This window comes from Pseudoalteromonas maricaloris, assembly GCF_024746855.1.
Lineage (GTDB): Bacteria > Pseudomonadota > Gammaproteobacteria > Enterobacterales > Alteromonadaceae > Pseudoalteromonas > Pseudoalteromonas maricaloris.
Genome location: NZ_CP024625.1, coordinates 973,203 through 999,822, shown reverse-complemented (window position 1 = coordinate 999,822; position 26,620 = coordinate 973,203). Strand labels below are relative to the sequence as shown.

Annotated in this window: 22 protein-coding genes; 18 read left to right on the top strand and 4 right to left on the bottom strand. The window is 42.7% G+C overall.

Annotation, left to right across the window (positions count from 1 at the left end; all coding sequences use genetic code 11):
* Positions 1 to 3 precede the first annotated feature (3 nt).
* A complete protein-coding gene (locus CTT31_RS04190; protein ID WP_260492030.1) occupies positions 4 to 1,527 on the bottom strand; it encodes a LytR/AlgR family response regulator transcription factor in 1,524 nt (507 codons plus the stop codon).
* A gap of 146 nt (positions 1,528 to 1,673) precedes the next feature.
* Here CTT31_RS04190 and CTT31_RS04185 point away from each other — a divergent pair, with 146 nt between their 5' ends.
* The 10 genes from CTT31_RS04185 to CTT31_RS04140 all read left to right on the top strand — a co-directional run bounded on the left by CTT31_RS04185 (position 1,674) and on the right by CTT31_RS04140 (position 11,590).
* Complete coding sequence (locus tag CTT31_RS04185) at positions 1,674 to 3,146, top strand: alpha/beta hydrolase (RefSeq protein WP_260492029.1); 1,473 nt, start codon at positions 1,674 to 1,676, stop codon at positions 3,144 to 3,146.
* Positions 3,147 to 3,274: 128 nt separating this feature from the next.
* Complete coding sequence (locus CTT31_RS04180; RefSeq protein ID WP_010370578.1) at positions 3,275 to 3,583, top strand: hypothetical protein; 309 nt, start codon at positions 3,275 to 3,277, stop codon at positions 3,581 to 3,583.
* A gap of 162 nt (positions 3,584 to 3,745) precedes the next feature.
* On the top strand, positions 3,746 to 4,441 hold the full coding sequence (locus tag CTT31_RS04175) for a fimbrial biogenesis chaperone (RefSeq protein ID WP_130126760.1): 696 nt from the start codon (positions 3,746 to 3,748) through the stop codon (positions 4,439 to 4,441).
* Between the two features lie 11 nt (positions 4,442 to 4,452).
* The gene (locus CTT31_RS04170) at positions 4,453 to 6,912 is read left to right on the top strand and encodes a fimbria/pilus outer membrane usher protein (RefSeq protein WP_260492028.1); all 2,460 of its coding nucleotides are present in this window, start codon (positions 4,453 to 4,455) and stop codon (positions 6,910 to 6,912) included.
* Positions 6,909 to 7,772 (top strand): hypothetical protein, encoded by an 864-nt coding sequence (locus CTT31_RS04165; RefSeq protein WP_211859358.1) that lies wholly within the window; start codon positions 6,909 to 6,911, stop codon positions 7,770 to 7,772. The genes CTT31_RS04170 and CTT31_RS04165 overlap by 4 nt, the downstream gene beginning before the upstream one ends.
* A 149-nt stretch (positions 7,773 to 7,921) precedes the next feature.
* Complete coding sequence (locus CTT31_RS04160) at positions 7,922 to 8,422, top strand: hypothetical protein (protein WP_260492027.1); 501 nt, start codon at positions 7,922 to 7,924, stop codon at positions 8,420 to 8,422.
* A gap of 221 nt (positions 8,423 to 8,643) precedes the next feature.
* Positions 8,644 to 9,147: a hypothetical protein gene (locus tag CTT31_RS04155; RefSeq protein WP_260492026.1), complete on the top strand. Its 504-nt coding sequence runs from the start codon at positions 8,644 to 8,646 to the stop codon at positions 9,145 to 9,147.
* A 398-nt stretch (positions 9,148 to 9,545) separates the two neighbouring features.
* Complete coding sequence (locus CTT31_RS04150) at positions 9,546 to 10,319, top strand: hypothetical protein (RefSeq protein WP_260492025.1); 774 nt, start codon at positions 9,546 to 9,548, stop codon at positions 10,317 to 10,319.
* Between the two features lie 238 nt (positions 10,320 to 10,557).
* Entirely contained in the window at positions 10,558 to 10,872 is a 315-nt protein-coding gene (locus tag CTT31_RS04145) for a DUF6172 family protein (RefSeq protein ID WP_260492024.1), read from the top strand.
* Positions 10,873 to 11,086: 214 nt separating this feature from the next.
* Positions 11,087 to 11,590: an RNA methyltransferase gene (locus CTT31_RS04140; RefSeq protein ID WP_260492023.1), complete on the top strand. Its 504-nt coding sequence runs from the start codon at positions 11,087 to 11,089 to the stop codon at positions 11,588 to 11,590.
* Between the two features lie 21 nt (positions 11,591 to 11,611).
* Here the strand turns inward: CTT31_RS04140 and CTT31_RS04135 are convergent, their stop codons facing one another.
* Positions 11,612 to 12,619: a fatty acid desaturase gene (locus CTT31_RS04135; RefSeq protein WP_260492022.1), complete on the bottom strand. Its 1,008-nt coding sequence runs from the start codon at positions 12,617 to 12,619 to the stop codon at positions 11,612 to 11,614.
* Between the two features lie 416 nt (positions 12,620 to 13,035).
* The gene (locus CTT31_RS04130) at positions 13,036 to 13,473 is read right to left on the bottom strand and encodes an acyl-CoA thioesterase (protein WP_206471316.1); all 438 of its coding nucleotides are present in this window, start codon (positions 13,471 to 13,473) and stop codon (positions 13,036 to 13,038) included.
* Between the two features lie 533 nt (positions 13,474 to 14,006).
* Between CTT31_RS04130 and CTT31_RS04125 the strand changes: the two genes are divergently transcribed.
* Positions 14,007 to 14,321: a hypothetical protein gene (locus CTT31_RS04125; RefSeq protein WP_211859351.1), complete on the top strand. Its 315-nt coding sequence runs from the start codon at positions 14,007 to 14,009 to the stop codon at positions 14,319 to 14,321.
* A 354-nt stretch (positions 14,322 to 14,675) separates the two neighbouring features.
* On the opposite strand, the gene CTT31_RS04120 is transcribed toward CTT31_RS04125, so the two are convergent.
* The gene (locus CTT31_RS04120; protein ID WP_260492398.1) at positions 14,676 to 14,870 is read right to left on the bottom strand and encodes an NUDIX domain-containing protein; all 195 of its coding nucleotides are present in this window, start codon (positions 14,868 to 14,870) and stop codon (positions 14,676 to 14,678) included.
* Positions 14,871 to 16,305: 1,435 nt separating this feature from the next.
* Here CTT31_RS04120 and CTT31_RS04115 point away from each other — a divergent pair.
* The 7 genes from CTT31_RS04115 to CTT31_RS04085 all read left to right on the top strand — a co-directional run bounded on the left by CTT31_RS04115 (position 16,306) and on the right by CTT31_RS04085 (position 26,607).
* Positions 16,306 to 17,526 (top strand): fatty acid desaturase, encoded by a 1,221-nt coding sequence (locus CTT31_RS04115; RefSeq protein WP_260492021.1) that lies wholly within the window; start codon positions 16,306 to 16,308, stop codon positions 17,524 to 17,526.
* 276 nt (positions 17,527 to 17,802) lie between these two features.
* Entirely contained in the window at positions 17,803 to 18,513 is a 711-nt protein-coding gene (locus tag CTT31_RS04110) for a glycine zipper domain-containing protein (protein ID WP_039492002.1), read from the top strand.
* A gap of 2 nt (positions 18,514 to 18,515) precedes the next feature.
* Complete coding sequence (locus tag CTT31_RS04105) at positions 18,516 to 19,103, top strand: coiled-coil domain-containing protein (protein ID WP_260492020.1); 588 nt, start codon at positions 18,516 to 18,518, stop codon at positions 19,101 to 19,103.
* Positions 19,104 to 19,166: 63 nt separating this feature from the next.
* The gene (locus CTT31_RS04100; RefSeq protein WP_039491998.1) at positions 19,167 to 20,219 is read left to right on the top strand and encodes a hypothetical protein; all 1,053 of its coding nucleotides are present in this window, start codon (positions 19,167 to 19,169) and stop codon (positions 20,217 to 20,219) included.
* A 15-nt stretch (positions 20,220 to 20,234) separates the two neighbouring features.
* Positions 20,235 to 21,554: a S1 family peptidase gene (locus tag CTT31_RS04095; protein WP_039491996.1), complete on the top strand. Its 1,320-nt coding sequence runs from the start codon at positions 20,235 to 20,237 to the stop codon at positions 21,552 to 21,554.
* 11 nt (positions 21,555 to 21,565) lie between these two features.
* Complete coding sequence (locus CTT31_RS04090) at positions 21,566 to 24,400, top strand: hypothetical protein (RefSeq protein ID WP_260492019.1); 2,835 nt, start codon at positions 21,566 to 21,568, stop codon at positions 24,398 to 24,400.
* Positions 24,397 to 26,607 (top strand): hypothetical protein, encoded by a 2,211-nt coding sequence (locus CTT31_RS04085; protein WP_260492018.1) that lies wholly within the window; start codon positions 24,397 to 24,399, stop codon positions 26,605 to 26,607. The genes CTT31_RS04090 and CTT31_RS04085 overlap by 4 nt, the downstream gene beginning before the upstream one ends.
* Positions 26,608 to 26,620 lie beyond the last annotated feature (13 nt).

The following is a 26,620-nucleotide window of genomic DNA, read 5'->3' as shown; positions in this document are numbered from 1 at the left end:
CGCTTAGGGTTTATTAGACGCTTTAAGCGTCGCCCTAACCGACGGGACAAGCCGACGACTGACGGGAACACTTGCTCCATTGGTTAATTTCAAGTTGCTTTGATTATTATCACTTTCTAATGACACCACTTCATTTAGATTAGTTAAATAAGAACGATGTGTTTTTACAAAAATAGAGGGCAAAGTAAGTTCGAGTTGTTTTAGTGAGCCTGTAAACAGCTTCTGCGTGGTGTCTTTCATATGCAGCTCAACGTAGTCCCCTGCAGCTTTGCAAAACGCAATATCCGTGAGCACAACATAGTCAGTTTTACCTGCAATACTGACTTCCAGCTTAGAAGGAGACTGAAGCTGTTTATTCTGCGCGAGTTTAAACTCAAGCTTGGAAATTTGAGCTTGGTCACTGCTCAGCTGCACTTGCTGAGCACGAAACTCTTTAGCTTGACGAATGAAAAGGTAGACTAGCAAGACTGCAATGATCACAAAGTGAATAATTTCGTGAAAGCTTGATGCAACAAAGAGCACGGTTGCTGCCACCAATAACTGCACCACAAACCAAGTCGCTAAATTATTGTGTTTCGCGCATCGCCAACCATAGCCTAGCTGAACTAAGCTAACGAGTAATGGCACAAAGACTCCTGCAGTGGTTTTAGCATCAAAGCCTGGAGCAAAAATAATAACAATAAGCGTGACAATAGTACCAATATAAACCCAGTGAAGAGCGTGCTTTTCTGCGACTTTTAAGGAGCTATATACAAGCAACAAAGTGCCAAATAAAAACGACAACGCCGTCACAGTCAACAGTCGAATATCATGCCATATATAGCCATAGTCAACTAATCCTCGCGATATTTCAGCACTGAGCTGCATTGCTGCAAGCAGGCACAGTGCGGAAAATATCCGAACGCTTGTATTGCCATAACGACCAAGGCTCAGACTTATAAAGTACAACGCGCCCAACAAAAAGGCACCAACCAGAATCAGGCCCAAGCCACTAAATGATTGAATATATTGCTTAGGATCGCCAAATTGCCCTATCCCAACAAAATGTATTGGGTATCCTAATGAAATAAGGCTATGCTGCGCAGATAGACCAAACACCAGTTGATTGCTTTTCTTTATAAGTGAGTCTGGCAAATAAAATACGCTGTCCATTTTGCCTATTTGCTCAGTTTTATCTACGGCAGGAAAGCCGCTGCTCCCCACCTTACTACCATTTAAAAAGACTTCGCTTGATGATTTAGCGAATAAATACAACCCTACGGGCCTTGGTATTGAGGCTAATTTCGCTCGCTCAAATTCGATTAACACCCAAACAGCCCGATTTTGCGGATCAACCTCAGATAACTTAGCTCGGTGACATTGCGGCTCAGTAAACTGTGGAATTTCTTTTGGCGAGACTGACCATGGGCAAACCGTTACGGCTTGATCATAAGAAAATGGCAACAAAGGTTGGCTGGCATAAGCCTTACCTAGAGCGCCCGAGCAACACACAGCCATCACTAAATAAAGTACAAGATTAATATTCACACTCTGCCGCTTTTCCTTTAACCGTTCGTCGGCCTTTTACTACCGCTGAGCCTACAAGCCAATAAATATCTGCCTCTCATAGAAGTTCGCTACCCCATAAAGTTGCCATGGTATTCAATAAAAACAAACTATTAAGGAGTAATACTATGCGATCAACACACACATTAATAGCCGCGTTAAGCTTATTCACTTGCTTATACGTAAACGCTGAGAACGGCGGCGATAAGCAAGTGCTGTACAGCAATGAGCAACAAATCGAGTTTCAAGCCAACAGTGGGGAAACAACGAATGCCATAGCTGGGCACCTCTGGGTGCCTGAAAACAGGAATAACCCCAAAAGCAACAAAATTAGAATCAACTATGTGCGCTTTCCTGCAACCAGTAGCAATAAAGGTTCACCTATCGTGTATTTATCTGGTGGCCCCGGCGGTTCAGGGATCGCGACTGCCAAGTGGCGAAGATTTCCGTTATTTCAAGCACTAAGAGAGTTTGGTGATGTTATTGCGCTAGACCAAAGAGGTACGGGCCAGTCAGAGCAAACTACTCCTTGCGTGTCTAGTGAACACATTGCGCTTAATGCTGTTACCACTGAAGCGCAAATTGCAGACCGTTACCGCAAAGCTGCATTACAATGCTTTACTCAATGGAAGTCTCAAGACATTGATATATATGGTTATAATACCGAGCAGAACGCGCTAGATATAAACGACTTACGAAAACACCTAAAAGCTGACAAAGTATCACTTTGGGGGATCTCTTACGGCAGCCATCTGGCACTCAGTGCCATAAAAGCGATGCCAGCGCATCTTGACAAAGTAATTATCGCCAGTGCTGAAGGGCTCAATCAGACCGTTAAACTACCTCATCAAACCGATCAATACTTTGAAAGAGTTCAAGGAATTATCAATCAGCAAGCGCTTAAACAACAAGTTTCGGATCTACCCGCTTTGATGCGCCGAGTGCACAGTAAACTTGAGCAACAGCCTATTGCACTTCAAATTACACAAAAAGACGGCTCAAAAACACCCATGTTATTTCAAAAGCATCATATTCAGTCGTTAGCTAGCATGATGATTGCCGACCCTAACCAATATCTTGCCATGCTAATTCACGTTTATTTAGGTTTAGATAACGGCAATACCGAGCTGTTAAAGCATGTTTTACAGCGTGGAATGTTTACCGATGAGCCCATTACATTCAAACTGATGCCGCTGGCGATGGATGTGGCTTCAGGGATCACCGCTAAACGCCTTGCAAAAGTGACAACCCAAACGTCAACAGCCTTGCTTGGCGACAAGCTTAATTTTCCAATGCCAACACTTCACTTGATAGATAAAAAACTAGACTTAGGTGATAATTTTAGAGCCGCTCCCCAATCCAGCATCCCAACTTTATTGTTTACAGGGAGTCTAGACGGTAGAACGTATCCAGAAGAACAACTTGAAGCTGTGAGAGGACTTACAAATTTGACCCAGATTATGGTCAACAATGCGGGCCACAACCTTTATACAAGCTCACCCTTAGTGCTCGCCAGAATGCAAACATTCTTAAGCGGAAAACCCGTCAGTGCAGAATCAATCCAACTACCGCTGCCAAAACTTGCGCTGTCAGCACCATAATTCGAAAAAAGCGGCTCAAAGTGAATTGAAAAAGCAATTCACTTTGAGTGGGCAATCATCAACAAAGTTGTTGATTGCCCACAAGCTTGAGTATAATTAGGCTTTTGGCCTCTTACATCCATAGCATTATGAAAAAGCTCTCAAAAGTACAAGAAAAACAGCAAGCTTTGGTACTGACCATTGCTGACAAACTCGAAGAACAAGCTCGTGCAGAAATTCCCGGCATGGTGCAATGTTGGTTTGATGTGGAATATCACTTGTTCCCCGGCTCATTAATACTCTTTTTCCAATTTGAGAACGAACAGGCACTGGAAGCCGCAAAGCCAGAACTCCTTAAATGGCAAAAGCGTTTAAGCGCCGCCATGCTGAAAAAAGGGGTGATTTTAAAGGATATGCGTAAACATTTAACCTTTACTTTGCTTGGTCCTGAAGACTGAAGCAATGTAGATTTATTCGGGTTTGTGAAAAACTGTCACTCTTCTAATTTCAACCATACTATTTGGTTATTATTAAAAAAAGCGTATATGTTACCCTTGTAATACCAAATAGTCTGGGTATCGTATAGCGGAAATTTTGGTCTTCTCAGTGTTGGAGTTTGAATGCGTATATTGTTGTTATTGCTGTTTTGTTTAGCAGCTCCGGCTTTGGCTTACCAAGTACAACCAATGATTGTCGACCTCTCGTCACATGGTAAAAAGTCACTCGTGACCTACCGCCTCCAAAACCCCAGTGACAATCCTTTACCCATCGAGATAGAGGTACTTAAACGTACTTTTGACGAGCACCAAAAAGAAGTGCTGATCAGCGCCGAAGAAGACTTTATTGTGCTGCCTCCGCAAGTGGAAGTACCGGCAAAAAGTTATCAAGTATTCAGAGCAAAATACCTAGGCTCGCCCGAACTCAAACAAACACAGTCTTATCGCATTGTCTTCAAACAGCTGCCACTTCCCGGAGAAGATGAAGCATCTGGCGTTAAAATGGTATTTAACTTTGCCACTTTAGTGTTTGTTAGTCCGGATGGTGTTCAATCGCAAATAAACAGCGCGCTGCAATGTGAAGAGCTAACCGAATGTACACTCACCCTAAGTAACCAAGGTGACCGAGTTCTGGACTTATCGCAGTTTGAATACCGTTTCCACGATGGCGCAACTGTCATAGATTGGGTGAAGTTTCAGTCAGTTACTGCGGGCCGTTTTATAATGCCAAATCACACTATGGTGATAAATTTACAGCCATTGCTCAATGACAAGCCGAGTAAAACAGTAGAGCTTATTAATCTACTGGCTTCTAAATAAAAAATAGCTAGATGTTAACAATGCGCTCAAGCCTGCGCTTGCCTCGTTTAAAACAATTTTGGTTTACTCCACTTTATCTGATGTGGACAGCCCCCGCATGGGCGGCGGTTTATTCAATGGATTTTCCCGTTCGGCTGAATAATGCCGAGGTGGGGCAAGTTTCTGCCTCTGTAGATAGATACGATTTAAAATCGGTTTCAGCCATGCAGCTGAAGGAAAATCTACAATCTGTATTAAGTAAAGACGTACTCGATTGGCTCTCAAGTCTTGAGGAGCACGAGGTCACCCTAGATATGTTACAAGCAAAGGGAATTACGCTTGATCTCAAGGCACAAGATCTCACTATAGACATGTCGCTAGCAGAAGCGGCCATGGCTACAGACACGCTTTCTTATGGCAGAAAGAAATACTTTGAACAACCAACACAAGAAGCGCGTTGGGCTTTACTGAATAATCTCAACCTAAACCATGAGCGTAGTGACAATAATCAAAACTACCACTCACAATTCGAATGGCTTATAAATGCCAATGTTGGCGGTAGCAACGGCATAAATATGCACAGTTCGGTTTTTTGGGAAAGCGGCAGCACCGAGCAAAGTCACGTCTACCGTGGTGATACGGCAGTATTTTACGATCAGCCCGAAAAACCGAGACGATTCACTTTAGGTGATACCCAAAGCAGTAACAATGGCCATTTATCGGGTGCTCCACTTGCAGGCTTCAAAGTCGCAAGCGCCTATTCAAAGCTGCAACCCCAACGTAAGATCACCCCAGGTAACAGCCAACAGTTTATGTTACCCCGCCCTGCAACACTTGAGATATTTATTAATGAGTTTTTGATTTCTAGAGTACGCCTCAAAGCGGGACGCTATGACCTCAATGACTTACCGCTGACTTCAGGCATAAATAATATTCACGTTGTTGCGACATATGCCAACGGTGAAACCCAGCACTTCCATTTTACTAGTCACTATAACTCTCGGCTATTGGCTCAAGGTGTGAGTGACTACTCGCTAGCAGTTGGTTTTTTATCGGTAGTAGATGATGGTCGTTATCATTATGACGACGACGCGCTGCTTTCTGGTAGTTACGAATATGGCGTTACCGACAAACTCTCACTTGGAGTTAATGGCGCGGCCCATCCACAAGGGCAAGTATTTGGCTCAATCACCACATTCAGTAGCCCTTTGGGAAATGTATCGCTGCGTTACTCGCAAAGTAAAACGTCTGATATTTCCGGCAATGCTTTCTCGATAGAAACAGAGCATAGTATTTTTGGTCATGGTAATTATGGCTCGCCCAACTTACGTTTGGGTTATGAAATCATGGAAGACTTTAGCAACTCGCCTTGGCTTGAAGAAGTCACGCTCAGCAATAACAAAAGGGCTTTTGCTGACTACAGCTATATTATCAACGACCACATAGACTTTACGCTCAACGCAACGCGGCAAGTAAATAATGAAGATTTGGTCACCAAGAACCTCTCTGCTGAGCTTAATTTTCGCTATGAAGGGGCTAGGGTAAGAGTTGGATATAACCATAATGTCAGCGACGACCCTCGTGTCGTCTCCGAAAATCAATTCGTGCTTAACTTTACGTGGAATCATTACAACCGCCAAGACAACGTCCGCACGAGAGCTCAATATAACAACCGTAGTAAAGTCGCCAGCGTAAGCTATGCTAAAACAAACAATAACTACGTCAATGACTATGGCTATGAATTACGGGCGGAAAAAGGCAGTGGGTATAGGCAAGAACAGCTAAAAGCCAGCCATACTAACGCATTTTTTAGAGCTGATATGACTGCAAGTAATTACACTCGCTCGCAATTTACGAATGACAGCTCCGCCAGTGTAAACTTATCGTCAAGTATAGGTTTTGCTGATGGTCACTTTGGTATGGGCGCCACCACTACCACACCTTTTGCTGTAGTTACTAAGCATAAAACATTAAAAAATAACGACGTATTAGTTAACGTCGACCGCTCTGGCCGTGCACAAAACCAACCAACGCAACACATTGGCGCATTAATTGACTTGGGCACTGGCTACACCAACTATCAATTTAATATTAATGTACCCAACGCCCCTCTGGGTTATGATTGGGGTCCCGGCACTTATAAATTAGTAGGTGGCGCCAATACAGGGCACCATATTCAAGTAGGTTCGGACCTATCTTATACCGTGATAGGTACAATAGTCGACGAACAAGGCACACCTATTGCACTGGGAAGAGGACAAGTAATAAGGCAATCTAATGCCGGCGACAGTGATAACGCTCCGATCAACCGCACCTTTTTTACCAACCGAGTGGGTCGATTTGTTGTAGAAGGTATCAGTACAGGTAGCTACCTAATCGAAATTAATGACATCGTCGGACAATTTACCGTGAATGATGGCGAAAAACGATTTATCAAAATTGGCACCATCACGCTTGAGCAAGCACAATTACAGGGAGATCCAAACAAATGAAGTTCGCACTATTTTTGCTGCTTGCACTCAGCTATTTGATCTCGCCTATTGCATTGGCGAAGCGCAACAAATGTGATGGCAATTTTTTGGCGACCTCTAACTCAGCCGAGATAAAAGAAGAGTATGGCAATCGAGTAACTGTATATTTACCGCTAAAAATACAAGTCTCTGATTCGCTTTTAGATTGTGCCGATGAAATCTGGGTTGAAGATACGTATTATTATTCGTTTGTCTTCTCGGGCCCGACTGAAGATAAATACGGTAGACTGCTGGACTCTCAATACAAACGTATTAACGTTAAAAACGGTATCGCCAAAGCAGCCTTAACTAGCCGCTCTACACAAATGTGGATGCGCTTAAGGCACTACAGTTTGTTTCCTGCCGGTTATTACTATGGTGCGGTAAAAGTGTCTATTGTAAGGCGCAATAAGGTCATCGCAGAGCAATATCTGGAGATGACCTATTACGCCGAGCCACAAATCGCCATCTCGCTCGATAACTCAAGCAAAGGTAAAGTGTCGGGCGATGATGGTCACTACCTCATAGACTTAGGCGAACTAAAAACGAATATGCGCTTTTACTGGGGTATAAAAATATTGAGTAATAGCTCATACGATATCGTCCTAGACTCTGAATATAACGGCTTGCGTCATGAAACCAACAAACGAGCCCTTATTGATTACGCAATTAGTTTCGATAACGTCAAAATATCGTCATCAGAACGTTTAACGCGAAGCTATAATTTCTATCCCGGCGTCAGAGATTCGTGGTTTGGCTTTGAATTTCAGCTAGGTAATACCGAGCTTATGCCCGCAGGCTACTATCGCGACAATTTATCACTCACTGTCTACCCAAGATAACAACTTGAATTATAAGAACAAAAAAACAAAACAATAAAAAGAAAACAAACATTAAAAACATTGGCACACCAATTGCTTTTGATTTGAAATAACTAGGTATTCAACCTAACACAAATTATAAAGCAGTACTTTATTCAAGGGGATGCGCCATGAACACATTACTTAAATCACTATTTGTTGCCTCAGCAATCACGTCAATGACTGCGGCAGCTGCTGTAGTAGAAACAACAGGAAATGAAGCAAGTTTCACCTTTGAAGGTACTATTGAAGCCATGTGTAAAACTGATAGTGGCTCAAACAGCGTAACTAACTTAAATCTAGATTCTACTCAAGAAACTCAAGAAATTGGTACGCTAGACGTATGGTGTAACACAGGTGAAAATGCAACAACTGAATATAGCTCTGCTAACGGCGGCTTCTTAGTTGCTGATAACGGCAAAAACAGCAAAATTGCTTACACGCTAGATATCGGCAGCACTTCAGGTGTTGACTTACAAAGCGGTACTTATAAGCATCTAACTACGCTTGCAGGCACAGGCAGCGCAGGTGACACGCAAGCAACTACGTTAAAGATCACACCACAGTCAAATAGCTTAAACGATGCGGGTACATACTCTGATACCATCACTGTAACGGTTAGCCCTAACTAACAAAATAATGAGGCAGTGAGCGTTTGACAAAAGCACTCGTTGCCCTCCCCCAAATAAAGTAAATGGCCGGGCTAGTAATTATACATCCCGGCAATTAATTTATAGCGCTAAGATAATGTTCTACTCTCCCCAAATCTACAGATAAAATATCCCGTAGCCCGTGGTATTTCACTTGCAAATTGAGACATAACTGCTGTACTTTATTTGAGGGGGAAGAAGCCATGAACACCATACAAAAATTACTCTTTGCAGTTTTAGTAAGCGCATCTATGTTTGTGCATGCTGCAGTTATTGATACAACGGCTTCTGAAAGTAAATTCTCCTTTGAAGGCACTATAGACCCCACTTGCAAAACAATTAGTACTGAAAACAACACCACGGGACTAAACCTAGACGCATCCCAAACAACCCAGCAGATTGGCGTAATAGAGGTTTGGTGCAATACCGGCGAAAACGCAACCACTTCTTATAGCTCTGCCAATGGCGGATTTTTAGTTTCCGATAACGGTCAAGGCAGCAAACTGGCTTACACCCTAAATATTGGTGATAACGAAGGGATAGATCTGCAAAATGGTGTATATCAGCACACCAATGCAACAGCTGCAGGTACCGGTAGTAGTGGTGAAACCAAAGCAACGCCGTTGAATATCACCCCGCTTTCCAACGGCCTAAATGCCGCAGGTACTTACTCAGATGTCATCACAGTAACGGTAAGTTCAAACTAGCTACAAGATCAGAAAGCACCTTTGGCTTTTCTAAATAACCTGAGGTTTGGATAAGGAATGTTCCAACTCATTGTTTCTAAAGAACAACTTAGTTTTTTCCTTTTCTAGCCAGAGAGTTTTAGGGAAAACACCGCTTCCGCGTCCTGCTCTCGCTAAGGTACCTACATCCTGTAGGCAAGGCGAATTTACGCACCAATAGCTGGCTATTGGAAGTGAATTCAACGCAGTTAGCGCTAAAACAGGCTGCTAGAAAGGCATTAATTATCCGCAGCTCAGGTTAAATAGGCAAAGCTCTCCCCTTTCTCCATCGACTCACTTAACCCAGCCGATTCCATATTGCGTTATTTTCAAGTAAGCTGCTAAGGCTCCTTATAAATCTCAAAAAAGAGGAAAGTACGTTGGATAAGAGAATTGAACCTGAGCTTCCCAGTATTACGCCAGATTTAGATCAGGTTGAAGCCTATAAAAACTCCACCACCCAAGCGAGCCGTAAAACCTCAGCACCAAAAGAAAGTACCAAACAAACAAGCCAGCCCGCCAAAGGTATGGGGATGATGAATTGGTTGGGTGCAATCTCGATTATTGCGTTGGCCGCTGCGGCGTTTGCGCTCTACCAACAAAACTTAACAACCCAGGCACAATTACTCGAATCAACAAAGCGCATTGCTGAGCTTGAACATACCCTCACCGCCACAGATGAAGAGATGGACTTGTCCGCGGGTGCAATGCAAGCAAAATTGAACACACTAACCGAGCGCACAGACGAGCTTTGGTCGCAGATGGATAAACTATGGGCGTCAGCGTGGCGAAGAAACCAATCAGACATCAAAAAGCTCGAAGAGCAAGCAAGTAATAACGCTAAAAACCAGACCAGTACGACTACCAAAGTAGAAACGCTATCGCAGAGTCAAACGGAGCTTGCTTTAAAACTATCGCTATTAGAAGAACAACAGCAAGCCGCTAGTGTGCTAAAAAATCAAATAGCTGCCATTAATGGCGATGTTGATCAGTTAAAGTCTCAAGCACAAAGCAGAGACTCTAAACAGATAGAGATCGGCGCAAGCCTTACCCAAATAGAGATGACACAAACCGCACTGGCAGAAAAGCTAGAGCGTTTGGAGCGTAAATTGGCACCAGCCCCCACAACTCAAACGCAACCAAAAGCGAATTAATCCACCATTATCAATGGTTACGTTAGCAATACGGGTTGGCTGCGAACTCGCGCAACCAACTCAGCTTTTATTCTCTTGGACACTCATAAAGTCCCTCGCCAGTTCACAAAATATAACGTAAAATATCCTATTACATTCCTGTATTTATTCGCGCGTAAGCTTTACGCTTAAATCAATACACATTATCTACTCAGGCATACTGTTTTGCCGATTGAGTATTTCTTGCTTGAAGGCAACTATGAAAAAGACATTTGAACTAATTCACCCTAAAATCAAACTTGAAAGACGCGTTGACGCGGTTAAGTATGAGCTTAAAAAATACCTAAAGCGCGAGCGCAACAAAACTTTGCCAGCGGGCGCTGATTATTGGGATTTTGATTGTAAGTTTGGTAACACAGAAGCCGAAGCCGAGCCGGTGCACCTATCACAACTAAACAAGTTGATTGATAAAACGCAAACTGAAAACCTCACTTCCTTTTATGTTGAGATTTTAGCAAAGCCAGGCTATAGAAAATCAAACGATTTATCTGACGATGAGTTAGAAGACTACTAAGCCCAACTTCTGTAGGTCGAGCTTTAGCTCGACAACATCAGCTCTACCCAAGAACGCAGATTACCCAATCCCAGGCAAAAACGTAGGTCGAGCTTTAGCTCGACAACATCTACTCTCCCCCAACAATACCAACTGGCACAAAATCACGCGCATGATACAATCGCTCGTCGAATTTTTGGTGGCGCTACTGCCGGTATAGTGAGAATTAAAAAGTATGAGCGAGTCATTTGTAGCTATCGGATTGGTAAACCCTAAATCACCAACCAACGTGGGTGGCGTATTACGGGCCGCAGGTTGTTATGATGCGCAAGCCATCTACTTTAGCGGCAATCGTTATGCAAGGGCTGCAAAGTATCATACGGATACAAAAAACGTTGCCGACAACATTCCCATCCAACAAGTTGATGATTTCATCAGTTTAAAAGTAGCAGGTCGTGCACTTGTCTGCGTTGAGCTAGTAGAGGGCGCAACCCCACTGCCACTGTTTGCTCACCCCGACAATGCGTTATACATTTTTGGCCCTGAAGATGGCAGCCTGCCACAAGAAATCGTGGATGCCGCCGATGCCGTGGTGTATGTACCAACCACAGGCTGCATGAACTTAGCCGCGACAGTCAACGTGTTGTTATACGACCGTATGGCAAAACGCTCAACGGGATTTGATGCTAGTCAGATACTCACCAGCCGTGATATCAATAACCGCCTAACAGTTGGATAAGTTTTTGCTGTAAGCATCTTTTTATTTTTGACTAACCCGCTCTTTGTCCGGGTAGTGATTTGCATTTTTTAGGCTTTGTAAGTCATCAAAACGTACTCCGTGCTGAGCCATAAATGGGCGTACTTTTTTACTGATCAATTGTCGAATATAAAACGGTTGATTCGGTACAAAGTGATGGATCGTGTGCGTACGACCAAAATCAAAACAAAATAACTGAAACGGTAAAAACCAGCGACTGGTGATCACATGGGTCTGCTCTAACACATTACTCACGCCGCCATAATAATGCATTGAAGATGTGACAAGGTTTAAAGATGCTGAGCGGATCATATTAGGCACAATCAGCACCACCATTAAAAACTCAGCAACCGCTAGTAACTCTGCTCCCCACCTAGGTAATTCAAACGGTTGTATAAATTGCAGCATGTAATAAGTAATCACACCATATGAAGTCGCAAAATAAGCCGTGGCAAGCGGAAAGCCAGCATTAAAGACCTGCAAAAACGTAAAACCCTTGATTTCTCGACTAAACCGCTTGGCATTCAATAATAAACCTAGCAATCCATCTGTAACCACCACAGCTCGCAACCAAGAAGATTGAATACCATTACCCACCAAGCGCTCTTCTATGTCTTGTTCAGTACCAGATACTTTATGATGATGTAAATGAATTTGCCTGCGATACCAAGGATTCACCGTATTTGGCCGCATAAGCCACACCGTCAACATCATGAAATGATATACAAATGGGCGGTCACTAAAATACTGCTTGTGGATCAAATCGTGCTCAAGTTCATGAGAAATAGAGGTAAGAAAAGCCGCTAAGATAATACATAGCCATGCAGGAATAACGGCAAAATAATAAAGCGAGGCAACGCCAATTAGCGCACTTAACGACAACAGCAAAATCACCATAGCAATACCGTTTTGCTGATTTAAAATAGGATAACGCGTTCGAAGCGTTCTCTCTTCAGCTTGGATCGCAGTCACTATCGCTTTTATATTCTGCCTCGCAGTTAATATTGGCATTGGTCCCTTTACTCACTTTTTGATATCAAAATCATAGCGCAATCTTGTATTGTCGTAGCAGCGGCTTTATGCCGCGACAGTTTTTAAAACAGCGACACAACGCGACATCCAAGCTCCGCGCCTCTACTGATTATCATCCATCTTATATTCCCGTAGCAGCGGCTTTATGCCGCGACAACTTGAAAACAGCAACGCAACAAAACCCCCAAACTCCGAGTTTCTACTGATTATCATCCATCTTATATTCCCGTAGCAGCGGCTTTATGCCGCGACAGTTTTTCAAACATCAATACAAAGCAATACCTAAACTCCGAGTTTCTATTGATTATCATCCATCTTATATTCCCGTAGCAGCGGCTTTATGCCGCGACAGTTTTTCAAACATCGATACAAAGCAATACCTAAACTCCAAGCTTCTATTGGTTATCGTCCATCTCATATTGCTTCAAAATGGCCAACATGCTCTCTGGAATTGGCGATTTATTCCCTGTTTTCATATTAAACATCACCACATTCGCATACCCCGTTGTGCATACTGCTTGTTGCGATTCGCTAAACGCCTCATAGCGCATGGTAAAGCGATCTTCTTTGATATCAGTGATATATGAACCAATATGCAAGGTATCTGGAAACGTAACTGGTCGCTTGTACTGCGCGTACGTATCACGTAAAACCGGACTATGGGTAGGTTCTGATAATACAGAAAGTAAGCCCGTTTGAGTCAAAAAATCGATTCGCGCGGTTTCAAAATAGCGAAAATACGACACGTTATTCACATGCCCCAACGCATCCATTTCTCCCCACACCACATTCACTTTGGTGGTGATTGCAAACTTTTCTAAAAATTCCTGCATGATGTTGCCTTTAATTTTGTTTATTGAACTCGAGAGTAACAACTCATCGTACCAGCAACAAGGTTAACGAGATAGTTTAAGGCAACTTGTCAAAACAAAGAAAGCAAAGCCAGCATTTCGCAGTGCAACCTTACGCTATCCCACGTAGGTCGCCATTTATGGCGAAAAATAATGCTTCAACTCCTTTTGATCTCGACAAAGCGGCAGATATAAGCACACGGAAAAAGCTGGGTTTTATAGCTTTGCTCTTGCATTGTACCCTACGTAGGTCGCCATTTATGGCGACAAGTAATGCTTCAGCTCCCTTTGTTTTCAGCGTAGCTTTAGATAGAAACACAATTCAAGCGAAATCCCTATCACTCAATCTCACAAAAAATTGACGCCTTTTATAGGTTCAACAACCAAGATAAATACACAATAAATTTTCTCAATACTTTCAATACATAAGCAAACAGCGGAGCAATATTTACAAGCTTGGTTTAAAAAATGCATCTGAAATCAAAATCAGAATTAAACTTAAACATGTCACCAATATGAACAAAAGCACAAATACAGTTTATGTACTGAGCGGTTACGCTAAATGCACCATCACTCAGCAAGGGAAGTACAAACCCGGCAACAAACACTCCATCGGCCTGCTAACCACAGACGAAAACTACGAAGATAACATCAATAAACTTGAAGCCTTTATTAAAGATTTAGGTTGGGACTCCATTACGTTTTGCATGGTCGAAACCGTTAACGACATCAGCACCCTATCCAACGATGTTTTGGTATCCAGTTTTCTTAGAGCTCAGCAAAATGGCCAGTCGTTAGTAGTAAACGATCTCCCTATTACCGTCCATTAAGGCGGTAAATGCACGCGACAAAATCAAGGGGTCGGATAACCGAGGCCCTACTGTACTTCTAGCATCACTAAACTTGATTCAAACAGCATTGCTACTCTGCTTTAACTGCTCGTTAGCCAAGCTTTATACGAAAAAGCTCGTTAATAGGCTTATCTCCAAAATACTCCCATACGTGTTTGAACACTACATATTGCGTTGGAAAAGGTAAGAGCCTCAATACTTCTTCTAGAGTGCATCATTCAAGTCAGTATTTTCGTCATTGAAAACAATTTCTTGATTAGCTGGACACTTAACTACAAATACTGAAATGACCTGAATAACGTTCGAATAGGATGCATAAAACTGATCTAAGAATTAGCCATTGTATAGGTCAGTTACTTCTACCAAGGATTCTTCATAAAACTCTCGAACAATGCCTTGCCAAGGCAATTCACCTTTTTTCATTGAACCTGTGACATGACTCCAGAGGCAACTCCGGTGACGTTGGTTTAACGGTAATAAAAGGTGACTGAGGAGGTGTTGGCTTGCAAAGCTTACTGCAACGGCAATAGAAATAACTTGGTATTAAGATGGTGCTGCAAGCAGAAGTCACAGACAAACCTCTGAGCTCCTGTTGCTCGATAAGTTGCAGCCATTACTCAGCTGTTTTATTTTTAAGTATTGTAAACTCCAAATTAAGATCAGAACTTTATTTTACAAACTGGCAAAAACACGTAGCTACTAGGTGTGGTTTAGGCAACGCTTACGTTGCAAAGGTCAGAAGATTAACGATTGTTGACTATCAGATACGATTCAAAGCTTATGCTTTTTGCGCCATCGACCCAAAAATATGCGGTAATAGGCACCATCCATTCTGGCTCTTTTTGCTGTTGCAATAGTTCACGCAAGTCTTCTCTATTTTTTTTGTTAATCGCTCTAGTACTCCTACATCAAACCGACTGAAATTCACAAATAGACCTTTTTCTTCTCTGTCATAACGGTCTTCATCAATAGTTTTTCTAGGTTATTTACCGATATATAATGATTGGCATATAGGTCTTTCTTTCCTGGATTTTTTGCTACTCGTTGCTTTATAGATGACATTGCTTTTTTATAATAAAATGGAACATACCGATATGAACGAGTAATTCTCCAGCATAAATAAGGATAAGTAACAGCACTAAAATACCACAGATTAATTGCTTCATTCATGAATGATGGACAAAACCAAAATACAACTAAGAAGGTCACTGAGGCGATAATTGAGCTTCTCACCACGGAAAATCCTTTTTGTGATGTTTTCTGTAACTTATCTAAATCAAACTCTACCGAGTAAGCGCCTATTTTTTCTAAGAGGTGTATCTAAGTAAACCCAACAAAAACAACAAAGCCCATTTGAAGGAGCCAAGGTGGTGACAAATATAACAGGGCCCACGAATTATATGCACTAACTATCCTTTCTATAGAGAGTATGCAACAAAAAAAGCTAGCGAAAACATCACATAGCTAACGGTAAGATATATTTTTCTTTTCATAAACTTCCCTATATTGGGCCTACCAGCTTATCCAAATGCTGTCTTTGATTAGAAACCACCTTAGCTTGTTGAATATTGATTACAAGAGACTGAAATACGGAGGTGTAAAACTAACGCACAATCCCTTAAGCAGGACTATCAACAACCTTAGTCAGTGATTTTGAACTCACTATTCCCCATATCGATATGCAGTTCCCCACTCCACTCATCATCAACAACATTACATTCCATAAAAACAGCTTATATGTGCTTTTAAAAAACCTCCCCTATGGCGACTTTTCGCGTTTCAGTTCTATCCCTGAGTAGATCACGCTCATATCTAATTGAAGCCCATGAAAAGTAAAAAATTGATTTATAAAAATCAAAAAACAAAACAGTTTAAATTTTTTAAAAAACCAAGAGGGGGACTTCGCGGAAGTTTCTGAGACGAGGCATAGGGCATCGTCTTCATTAACTTATTGGAGATATGTATGAAAAAATTCCTACAAACTATCAACCTTTTTAAACGACCAAAAAACACTGACCGTCGCCAACCACAACAGTCCCCCCCCACGGACATTCGCGAATCCATGGTGAACATTGGCGCGAAGCTGCCATCAATCTTTTATCTGGGCATTCAACAAGCACTGACTGAAATTTCAGGTAAGGCACCGAAGTCACTGCCTGCACTTATTGAATTTTCCGCAGGTCATCGCCAGATGATGACACTCATGTTTGTCCTAATTGGTATCATGATGACGTCTCTCGCCATCAGCCTTAGCTGGCTTGGTATTCCTTTATACCTCATTGCCTTTTTGATGATTTCAGCCAGCATGCGCACAATGCAAGTCAGTTTCACACACTACGCAACGCATGGCACGCTGCACCGTAATTCGAAGTTCAACGATTTGCTGGGTGAAGCCTATTCAGTATTTGCGCTAACAACCCCAATGTGGATGTATAAACTCAGCCACATCGGTGGTCATCACGGTCGACTAAATTCTGTCGCTGACCCTGATGCAAGTTTCTTTGACAACTGGGGTTACAAGCCTGGCAAATTTATCGAATGGTACTGGATGCGAACATTCTGTTTATTGCTGAGCCCGCTTTATTACGCAAAAGTACTAATCAGCAGAATGCGGGCAAACTTCCTACCGTATTCTGTTGATTCTGTATTGACAACTACATTGCCATCCAAACGCGTTATCCGTCAGCGACAACTGGCAGCTATCGGCTTTCATCTGACACTGCCAGCGATTGCCTTAGCCTCTGGTTTTGGTACTTTGTACCTACTAGCCTATTTGCTACCTCTGATTGTTGGCTTTGCCATCTTGTCACTGTTCCAGAATTTATCTGAGCATCAACCAAAACTGGTACGTGGACAAAACCCCAATCTAAAAGCAGAAACAAAGTACACCGCAGGTCGCTTCTTCGGCAAAGCTTACACACCTGAAGCACCACTAACTTGGTGGACATACATGCTATTTGTCGCAATGCCAAGCAAATACCTTGTTGTTGGTAACACCGAACTGTGTAGCCATGACGTTCATCACGCGGCTGAGAGTAAGTTTTTCCTCGCCTCAGATAAGCAATGGGCAATGGCCCCCTATGTACGACGCAACGCAGTTAGCGAAGGCGCTGTGTTCAAAGAAAATTGGGGCTTTAAAGCCACCATTGAACATAGTTTTCACTCACTCACACAACCCAAGTAAGTAAAAATCCCGCCACTGGCATTTTGCCTGAGGCGGGATTTTTTGTTTTTCAACCAACTATATGATCGTTTTGTTTTTACACACCAATATGACTTGACATACCCCAAACGAAAGGTAGAGTAATTGTTAACGGAAAAGGAATAAGCCAACATAGCATTAACGTGCTTCTCCCCTCCATTGAGTTGAATAAAATAACTAACATACCCGTACAGGTTGAATTTGAGCAAAATTCGACTTCGTATGTTTGATGACAGGAAACAATGAAAGGAATTAAATATGATACCTACTTATAAACTACGTTGCTTACTTCTTTCCCCAGTGTTGGTTTTCAGCCTCTTTGGTTGTAAAGGCATACCTGATTTTCCGGCTATGGGCAGTAGCAATGTCTCCCCTGAAGCACAACAACTAGATAACCAGCTGGACGACTTTAGCCAGACAGTTACCGAAGGTGCTTTATTAGGGGCAATTACAGGTTCTCTGGTCGCCTTAGCAACAGGTGGCAATAAACAGGCGGCATTAAAAGGCGCATTAGTTGGTGCCGCTGGGGGAGCCGCCTATGGTTACTATATTGCTGGTAAAAAACAAGAATATGCAGACAAAGAGTCGGCACTCAACGCTTTAAAACAAGATCTTACTGACACAAACGATAACTTATCAGCGATGGTTAGCACCGCACGCAAATTGCTTATTGCGGATAAACAAAGACTGAAAGAGTTGGAGTCACACTTAGCCCAGAATAAGCAACAACAGCAGCAATACGATGATTTAATGGCTCAAATTCAAAATGATAGAAAAGTTGTTGCCAAGGCTATCCAGTTTACCGACAAAAAATACAAACAGGCAATGGATAACCTAGCAAACTTTGAGAAGCAATTTGATGTAGAAAACGAAGCGGAGCTGCAAGCTTTGTTAACTAAGTATAACGAACAAAATGCTGAGCTGGCTTCAATTGATAGCGAACTGTCTGCCCTAGCTGGACAATCTTGAGTATGCGCACCTTTTTAGTGGTCGCCACAATATTGATACTGGCGGCCTGTACTTCCATCAGTACCGATCCGAATAGAGGTGGGTTCATAGGTGGTCTAAAGGGCGTGGTGGGCGGTGAATATGACAAACGCTTGGTTCAACAGCAAAGTGAAGTTGATGAGTTAAATGCCCTCAACGCCATTCTTAAAGAACGCCTAGTAGAGACTAACACCGAGCGAACACATATCGGTCTAGAAATAGACAAGATAAGCGAGCAACTAAAAACGTCGCAAAATGTACTTGATGATAGCCGCACATTGTTAGCATCAGAGCAAGCGGCGAAGTTGATTGATGAACAAACCCTCTTTGCTCTCAAGCAGGAACAGCAAAGATTGGAGACCTTAATGTTGGATCTCACTTTAGTTACCGTTCAGCTACAAAAAGAAGAAAAACAATTTTCAGAAAAGACAAGCAAAAAGAACGAAACTGTTCCCCCAAAGAAAAACGCGCTTGAAAGTCGATTAAAACAAACAAAATCGTTAGAGCAACAAACAGCAGAAGACATTGAAAAACATTCGGCACTAATAGATCAACTTTTTGCAAAAAAATAAATAAATAGGAAAAGTGATTCATTGCAAATGACCTAAATCCAACAAGTGAAAAGGAGCTATAACATGGCTAAATTTAATATCAACAACCATTTATTTCCTGAACAAGCCAATCCATTTGGCGCTGTTGAAATTGGTGCGGCCCCTCAGTCTAGAGAAGTAGAATTAACCCGTGTTGTGGCAGATAAAAGTGTCGACGGCGGCTACCGATACGATGGTCAGACATGGGTTGAACTGAGTGACTTGAAAGTACGCAGTCTTGACTACGACAACCCAGAGTTATGCTTCCAACGAATGGAATTCAGAGTCAAAGCTGATAGCGACCAAATACCACCGGGGTCCATACTCTGTTGCAGTGAAACCCCCTATTCAACATTCTGGGCGGCAAATGCACATTTTCGTAAAGGCTCCAAAAATGGCTTACCAGAAATTACCGACCGCCAAACTATGTTCGAAGAAATGGAGCGCGTGTCCGTTGACTGGTGGGACAGTGGGTGTAAATACTTAACCGCCGGATTGCCAGAATCTAAATTTCAGTATTACCTATTTAGTCGACGCAAGGCGAAAAACATCAACCCTATGTGGGTATTTGGTGTGCTCATCAATGATTCTGGTAAGAGTCAACTACCTCTATCCAAAGTCGAAGCTGAACTGTTTTCTTCTGACAGAGTGCAAGGCATGATTGCAAACACCTTTGCTGGCAAAGAGCAGATAATAGGTAACAAACGCAAAATAGCTCGCAAATTGAGTCAGCATGAAGCCAATGCACTGGCTTTCATTTCAATTCGCCAAGCTTTGGCTGGCCCATCTAAAGACATCGAAGAGCGAGAATTCTTACCGGTAGTGGACGAGTTTGCGCGTATTTACTCTGATTTGTTACACGTGTTGTCGGAGCGCGTTGAAGCAAGACGCGAAGAGGAACACATAGACTTACAAAGCGAAGACTTTCTCAGCCAAGAGGCAAAGTTCATAGGCTCAAGTGCAGCATTGGTTGATCCTGCTGTTATCTGCCGTGTGAAAGACGCTATTGCGACAGAAAGCGATCTGGCACTTTGGGAGGCCTTCGAGCAAGACTCTATCGGGGCTGGTGAAAAATTGCGTGATGAAATCCATGAATAAAGGTGGTCAAATTCGATGGACATGGATTATACACCAATAAAGCAGCCTGATTGGTTATTTGCCATCGGTACTATTGAGGGGTCAGAGCAACGTGAGTTCCCACTGGGATCCGGCTTTGCTGTCAACCCATTGTGTATCGTTACATGCAAGCATGTTGTCGTGAATATCAATTCAAAAGAGCCACATCGAACAAGCAGGCTATTTGTTAAATCGCGCCATTCGCGACGAAGTGTTAAAAAGGTTTATTGTCACCCCTTGCTGGATCTAGCCATCATTGAACTGCGTGAACCCGTTAATAACGTCGCGCCAGTTATTTCTAATCGCAAAGCATCTAATATAAGCGATAATCCACGCCCCAACGTGTCTATTGGCTTTCCGGCAAAAGATGGCGGTTGGACCATGAAAATATACCACCAACCCGATGAAGATTTTTTGGCCAATTTTGAATCAGACATCAACGGTGATATAAGCTTCATAAAAGCAGGTAAAGGGGCTAGTGAAGGGTTTAGTGGCGGTGCATTGTGCAGCGAGCACAAGGGTACGGTTGCCGTATTTGGTATCAATACTTTGGGAGGTCTGGAATTTGGAGTGGGTGGCTTTATTACTAGCCACGAAATATTGAAATTTCTAGACGCACAAAGCGCTCAATCGCAACTAAACTTCGCTCCCAGCAACCTAATTGACTGGCAGCAATGGCTAGAGCTTGATACAGCACAGAGCAATGTCGAGATGAGCCTAACACAGCGCCAACTAGCCTGCTGTCAAGCCTCTGGGCTAGAAAAAACAAGCATAACAAAAGCTCTCAAATTCAACGGCCAAACATATCAGGAAACTTTCATCTTCGTTCCGCCATCACAAGCAAATGAACAATTGTCAGTGGAAGGTGGATATTGGATCCAGCAAAGCGTCATGCCTGCTGTGAATCTACAAAAGCACACCATACCGCTTTCAGGGGCAAACTTTCTGCAGGTTACGGCAATCATTAACCAACTCCAACAAGAAAACGACCTAGACATTCGCCTGCCAACTTACCAGCAATGGCTGAATGCCTTAACAGCAGAGGAAACCTACTCATTACCAAAGAAAGCCAGGTATCCAGTGGCTCAGGTAACAAGTCAAAACAGGCAATCACACACGGATAACCATCCTTTGAATTTACATCTGACCCCAAGGGGAATGTACGAGTATTGCGCAGCCGAAGCCCTACACAGAATCAGTGCGTACGCACCTACGTTTATGCATAACGGAAAACTATATCAATTAAGCATGCCCTATCGACATAACCATCACCAGGTTACTTTCCGATTGGTGTTAAGCGAGTTGCCCAACATTTAGGATAATAAAAAATGGAACCTCAGAATAACCACCGTGACGACAAAGATGGATTAGAAGCTGAAGACAACTCGTTTGAGGAAAATATCTCTAACACCGAAAAAGCACAACTGAGCACGCATGAAGAAGACTCTGCACACTTGACTGGTGACGAGCAGTCCAAAACCGCTTGCACAACAACGGACACAGAAAATGAATCTTCAGAACTTGAGGACAGTGATGAACAATTACCAGGAGAATTTAAACAACAATTAGAAGATAAGTTTTCTTATCTGGTTGATGCCGATGAAGTACCTGCACCTGAGATAGACGAAGCTTGGTTTTCTGACCAGTTTACTGCGATTTGTAAGTTGATGGATAACATTGACAGTTCCGTGCTGGTTATTTATGGAGAGTCTTTTGTAGCTGATGTCAGCGCCAGTATTGCAGCTAAAATTGAGCGGGAATTTTCAAGTGAATACTCAGGAACTTTTCATTTTAGAGACATTCCGCAAGACGATGTCTTGCTATACAACCCAGCGGATGAAATTTTTGAGCTATTTGATCGCGAGCTCACCCAAGGAGACAATATACGCTTAAATCTTCAGCTCAGTATCCACCCTAAATTATGTCGTTGGCTCATAGCTGAAAAAAACCTAGCTCAGCTAAACACGCTAATCAGTAACAAAGACGCTTATTTGCAGATATGTATCTTGATTGAAGAGCAATCATTAGACACAACCTTGGCCCTTCGATTGACTTCCATGGCTGAGTCCTTCCATATTGACTGGCCAAGCATTCTCATTAATAAGTGGCATGATGGCATCAACTTGGATGAAAACACTCGACAATATTTGTCCGATCTTTTTCCGACAAGCCATCCTAGATGGCTTAGAAAATCCCCCCGAGTTGCAAATAAGTTATGTGAGGAAGATGTATCTCGTCTCGCGGATAAATCAGATGAAGAAAAAAGTAATAGCTTAAAGGCGCTAATTCAAAGAGCTTTGTCCGATAGTCAAAAGCAGGAATCTGAAAAACTCAAAGCAATCGTCGAACATGGGTGGCAAAAACCCCTCAATAAAATGTTGTTGGCCATCTATTGTTGTTTGTCTAAACGTCGTCCTGTTCGTTATATGGAGTTACGGGGCTGGGGTTACTTTATTCTGAGTGAGAAACGTATACGCTATCCGGTTATCCAACAAAAAAAACTTGAAAAGAATGCTTCCGATAGCGCCAAAATGGCTGATTCATCCACAACCATTACATCTAACCATCAATATGTAGATGCAGATGCCAACGGACTGTGGATAGAATACTTCGATGAGTTAGTCGATAACTGTAGCCTGACCATAGAGCGACACGAAGAACATGGCTTGATAGTTGCCGTAGCGAATTCCAGTGAAGAGTGGTTGGTTGAAGAGTTTTATCGACGTTACCCTGGTACTATTCAACAAATCTACGATTATATCCTTGGTCGTAACAAACTATTCCCAGAGTCAGAGCAATCCTCAGACCGACATATGACCTCTATATCTGAGGCAAACGGTTTTTCACAATTGTTGATCTGTGTAAACAGCATCAACAGCGTTGATTACCCTATCGCAAGAACACTATCACAACTACTGGAAAACGGCGCTCAGATGATAGCGGCTCGCGAGCAGCACATTCGGGCCAACAACAATGGTAAAATTAGCAGAACACGATCAGAAAAGCTGCTGAACTACGTATCGTTTGGTATCGCCTTCTACATCAAAGCAATCAGAAAGAGCAGTATGTCCGTTGAGGAATACAAAGGATTTATCAGCGAGGCTCTAAACACCGTAAAAGACAGCAACATCCAAACCGAACTGCTCATAAACGCATTTGGTTTGTTGGCTGATCAGAAACAATTTTCAACCTTAGACTACATGTTTGAATTCCTCGAGCATCGAAAGAAGCAAAATATTTTATCCGCAGGTAAGTGGTGGTTTACCATGCGCCGCGTGTTTGCCTATCACATGCGAGCATCGTTGGGTGAAAGGTGCAAGGTGCTTGAAGTCATTGGCGACAAGATTAAAGTACAAAATGAAGAGAGTATTATTGTACATATGACCTACTCGCGATTATGGTTTGATGCAATTCGCGCTGACTTTTCTCATTACAGCGGTAATATCGAAGAAAGCTTTTGTGAGATTATCGCCAAACAAACGCCAGACTCCATAGAGCGCTTACTAAGCTATTACAATATGGTTGATCCTGAGTTGGTGTATCATAGTGTTTCTGAAGCTCAGCCAGTCAAATACATTGCCAACATGATGTTGTTCGGTTTACAGTCAGCCCTCGACGACCCGATGGATGCAACGTTTAAGGCCCTTCACGATGAATTGTATGAAATTATTTCGGCAAAATACCTCAGTCAGGTGACTGAAAATCATCATCAACTGCTTCATCAAAACCCGCTGCTGTCCATAAAACAACGCTGGCAACTAGATCAAACCAAAGCATTCGACGAACTGCATTCTTCACGCTTAAAAATATACTTCCAATACTTCTGTGTTGCCTCAGCTGAATGGGCGTCAGCAGCGGCAGGATTGAGCCTTGAAGGCAGCACACAAGAATCTCTAGACACCATCACTATTTACCTAAGTTGTGTGAATAAATGTCTCGAGTCTGAACAGGTTCACCAACTATGTGCTCATTGGCTCGATGCAGCCAATACATTAGAGCTGTTGGAAAGAGAAACTAAGCGACCCGACGGCGCTAGTCAACACTTCGAAATCAGTTATTTAAATTTGAAAAAGTTAATACGAAACAAAGTAAGAAGATATCGCAAAATGGCCGAATATCTCGACGGCCTGCAACAAGAAACAGTAAAGGATATTGCCAAATGAGTGTTTCAAAACCAATTGATGATATTTGCCGCAAGCTTGCCAATGGCGACGAGCCTGATAACCATCATAAATTAATACGCGTAGACAAGACCGGTGAAATACTCACAGGTTTCAGTAGCAGGTTCAAAACCGTACACCGCTTTGCTGTGCGCAATGACTATCGGGTCAAAGCGGGAATTTCCACAGTGCGTGTTGGTGATTTTGTTGCAGACGAACACCTAGATATCCCCATTCGCTGGGCTGCACACCTAGTTCAAGACGGCGCAGCTTTGATCCGCGAGTCTGTGAAAACCAATCTATCGATTCAACATACGATAGAACACGCCATGCAACAGGTATTGCAAGCAGAAGCGGAAAAACGTGGCGACGTGGCACTGGGTTCTTGGGCGCACGGTAATAATAGAGCGTTAACAGCTATTGTAACCGCAACCCTCAAAACTCTCTCTTTGGAAGCAATATGCATCCTAGAAACAGACAAGTTTATTTCTGCTAGCATGGAGATAAAAACGCCATCATTTCCCGTACGCACCCAAGACTCAGACAGAGAAATCTCAGTCAATATAGATATGCGTATCGACCCTCTGCCAAGTAAAGGCCAGTCAGGCCCAAAAAGTAAAGTAGACTGGGATTTGCAAATACGTGCTTGGACCAAAGACTATGTAGAGCGTAACGAGACTCTAAACGATGTTTATCTAGATTCCCGTTTTGACCGCCGATTAGAAGATCATATCAACGAAAAACTTTGCCTTCACGGCTGGACAATACAACGCTTTACCCTGAAAACTCCGCGTATGGTTCAAGAAGAAAGCCTATCGGATATATTCCATGTCAACTGGACGAGCGTGAAGGGCCAGACATTCAAGTTTGATGTCAAGCTAGCCATCGTTATTCAGGATCTCGGCTTATATGATAAAATGGGCAAGCCTGGCTTAAAAAGCTTTGCTCAGGAGGTGTTAGACAAAAGCTTTGAAGCGGTCTTATTTAAACGTGATACCGATAGCCTGAGCCCCGATAACTTCAAAGAAGTACGTGAAGATGTGCACAGCATGGTTAATCAAACGGCTGCCCGCTACGGCATAGGTCTTACCACCCTAGTACCAGACCCCACTATCCCAGAGTGGGAATTGCTTAAGCCCAAGATTTATGACTTCGAGCCCAGAGATTATGAAACCAGCGATCCAGGTAGCAAGGCCAATTTTAAAATTAATCTTGAAGGGTATATTTCCTCAATAGGCGCAGCTTTTAGTGCTACATCTGTAGTTGGCTCCACAGTTGAAAAGCAAATCGAAAAAATTGCCACCGATAAAGCCGCAATCATAATGCGGGAAGTCGAGATAAGTGATTACTTTGCACATTTTCATGAAGCGCCAGAGGATAAGCAACCCGTCAAAGAAAGACTTGAACACGCAATTAAAGAGGAACTTAAAAATCGTTTCGCTTTTGAGGCTAAGCACATTTTTATCCATCAGAATGACCCCAATATGCGTAAGGATCTACGGATATTAGAAAATGATGTGGTTAAGCAAACACATCTAAAAGTAATGCCAGATATGCCACAAGAATTTGTGGGGGACGATTATTTGGTCCCCGTCGCTATTCAATGGCGCTTTGATAAACCAAGCAGAAGTAATGCGGTAAAGTTGAACTACAGACAACTTAAACTGGACGAGTTAGCTGAATCTGTCCCCGCTAAAATGAAAAATATTCTGGACGGCCTGCCTCATGACGAATTATCAGCACGTACATTTGAAGGAAAAAAAGTGCTTAAAAAACTGCTATATGAGGAGCTGAGCGCCGACTTGGGAAGTCAGGGAGTCGGTATTCATATCGAATCAGTTATTCCAAGCCTAAGTGAATCGGAAAAACTAGAATACTGGAGAAACAAAGGTCATATCGTTGAGGATATGAAGATAGAGAAATCTCTTCAAGCTAATAGAAATGCCAAATTACTCCAATTTGATACAGAAACCATGGCTATCGAAGCCAGTTACGAAACCTATCAAACACTTATAAAACGTAGAAATCAACAAATAGAACAACATGGTCAGGTTGAGTATGAAATCGAGCAAAAAATAAAAGAATTCGAGCAAAGATTTGCCCAGCGACAACTTGGAAACCACGGACCCGAAGCTGCTGCAAGGCCATCTGATGATCCGCAGCCACGTCATAATCCAGAGGCTAATATTTCTGGCTTCTCAGAAGACTAACTCCGGCCAGACG

Coding starts and splice junctions, on each gene's coding strand:
- CTT31_RS04185 (WP_260492029.1), top strand. CDS start 1,674: ATGCGATCAACACACACATTAATAGCCGCGTTAAGCTTATTCACTTGC.
- CTT31_RS04180 (WP_010370578.1), top strand. CDS start 3,275: ATGAAAAAGCTCTCAAAAGTACAAGAAAAACAGCAAGCTTTGGTACTG.
- CTT31_RS04175 (WP_130126760.1), top strand. CDS start 3,746: ATGCGTATATTGTTGTTATTGCTGTTTTGTTTAGCAGCTCCGGCTTTG.
- CTT31_RS04170 (WP_260492028.1), top strand. CDS start 4,453: ATGTTAACAATGCGCTCAAGCCTGCGCTTGCCTCGTTTAAAACAATTT.
- CTT31_RS04165 (WP_211859358.1), top strand. CDS start 6,909: ATGAAGTTCGCACTATTTTTGCTGCTTGCACTCAGCTATTTGATCTCG.
- CTT31_RS04160 (WP_260492027.1), top strand. CDS start 7,922: ATGAACACATTACTTAAATCACTATTTGTTGCCTCAGCAATCACGTCA.
- CTT31_RS04155 (WP_260492026.1), top strand. CDS start 8,644: ATGAACACCATACAAAAATTACTCTTTGCAGTTTTAGTAAGCGCATCT.
- CTT31_RS04145 (WP_260492024.1), top strand. CDS start 10,558: ATGAAAAAGACATTTGAACTAATTCACCCTAAAATCAAACTTGAAAGA.
- CTT31_RS04140 (WP_260492023.1), top strand. CDS start 11,087: ATGAGCGAGTCATTTGTAGCTATCGGATTGGTAAACCCTAAATCACCA.
- CTT31_RS04135 (WP_260492022.1), bottom strand. CDS start 12,619: ATGCCAATATTAACTGCGAGGCAGAATATAAAAGCGATAGTGACTGCG.
- CTT31_RS04130 (WP_206471316.1), bottom strand. CDS start 13,473: ATGCAGGAATTTTTAGAAAAGTTTGCAATCACCACCAAAGTGAATGTG.
- CTT31_RS04125 (WP_211859351.1), top strand. CDS start 14,007: ATGAACAAAAGCACAAATACAGTTTATGTACTGAGCGGTTACGCTAAA.
- CTT31_RS04115 (WP_260492021.1), top strand. CDS start 16,306: ATGAAAAAATTCCTACAAACTATCAACCTTTTTAAACGACCAAAAAAC.
- CTT31_RS04110 (WP_039492002.1), top strand. CDS start 17,803: ATGATACCTACTTATAAACTACGTTGCTTACTTCTTTCCCCAGTGTTG.
- CTT31_RS04105 (WP_260492020.1), top strand. CDS start 18,516: ATGCGCACCTTTTTAGTGGTCGCCACAATATTGATACTGGCGGCCTGT.
- CTT31_RS04100 (WP_039491998.1), top strand. CDS start 19,167: ATGGCTAAATTTAATATCAACAACCATTTATTTCCTGAACAAGCCAAT.
- CTT31_RS04095 (WP_039491996.1), top strand. CDS start 20,235: ATGGACATGGATTATACACCAATAAAGCAGCCTGATTGGTTATTTGCC.
- CTT31_RS04090 (WP_260492019.1), top strand. CDS start 21,566: ATGGAACCTCAGAATAACCACCGTGACGACAAAGATGGATTAGAAGCT.
- CTT31_RS04085 (WP_260492018.1), top strand. CDS start 24,397: ATGAGTGTTTCAAAACCAATTGATGATATTTGCCGCAAGCTTGCCAAT.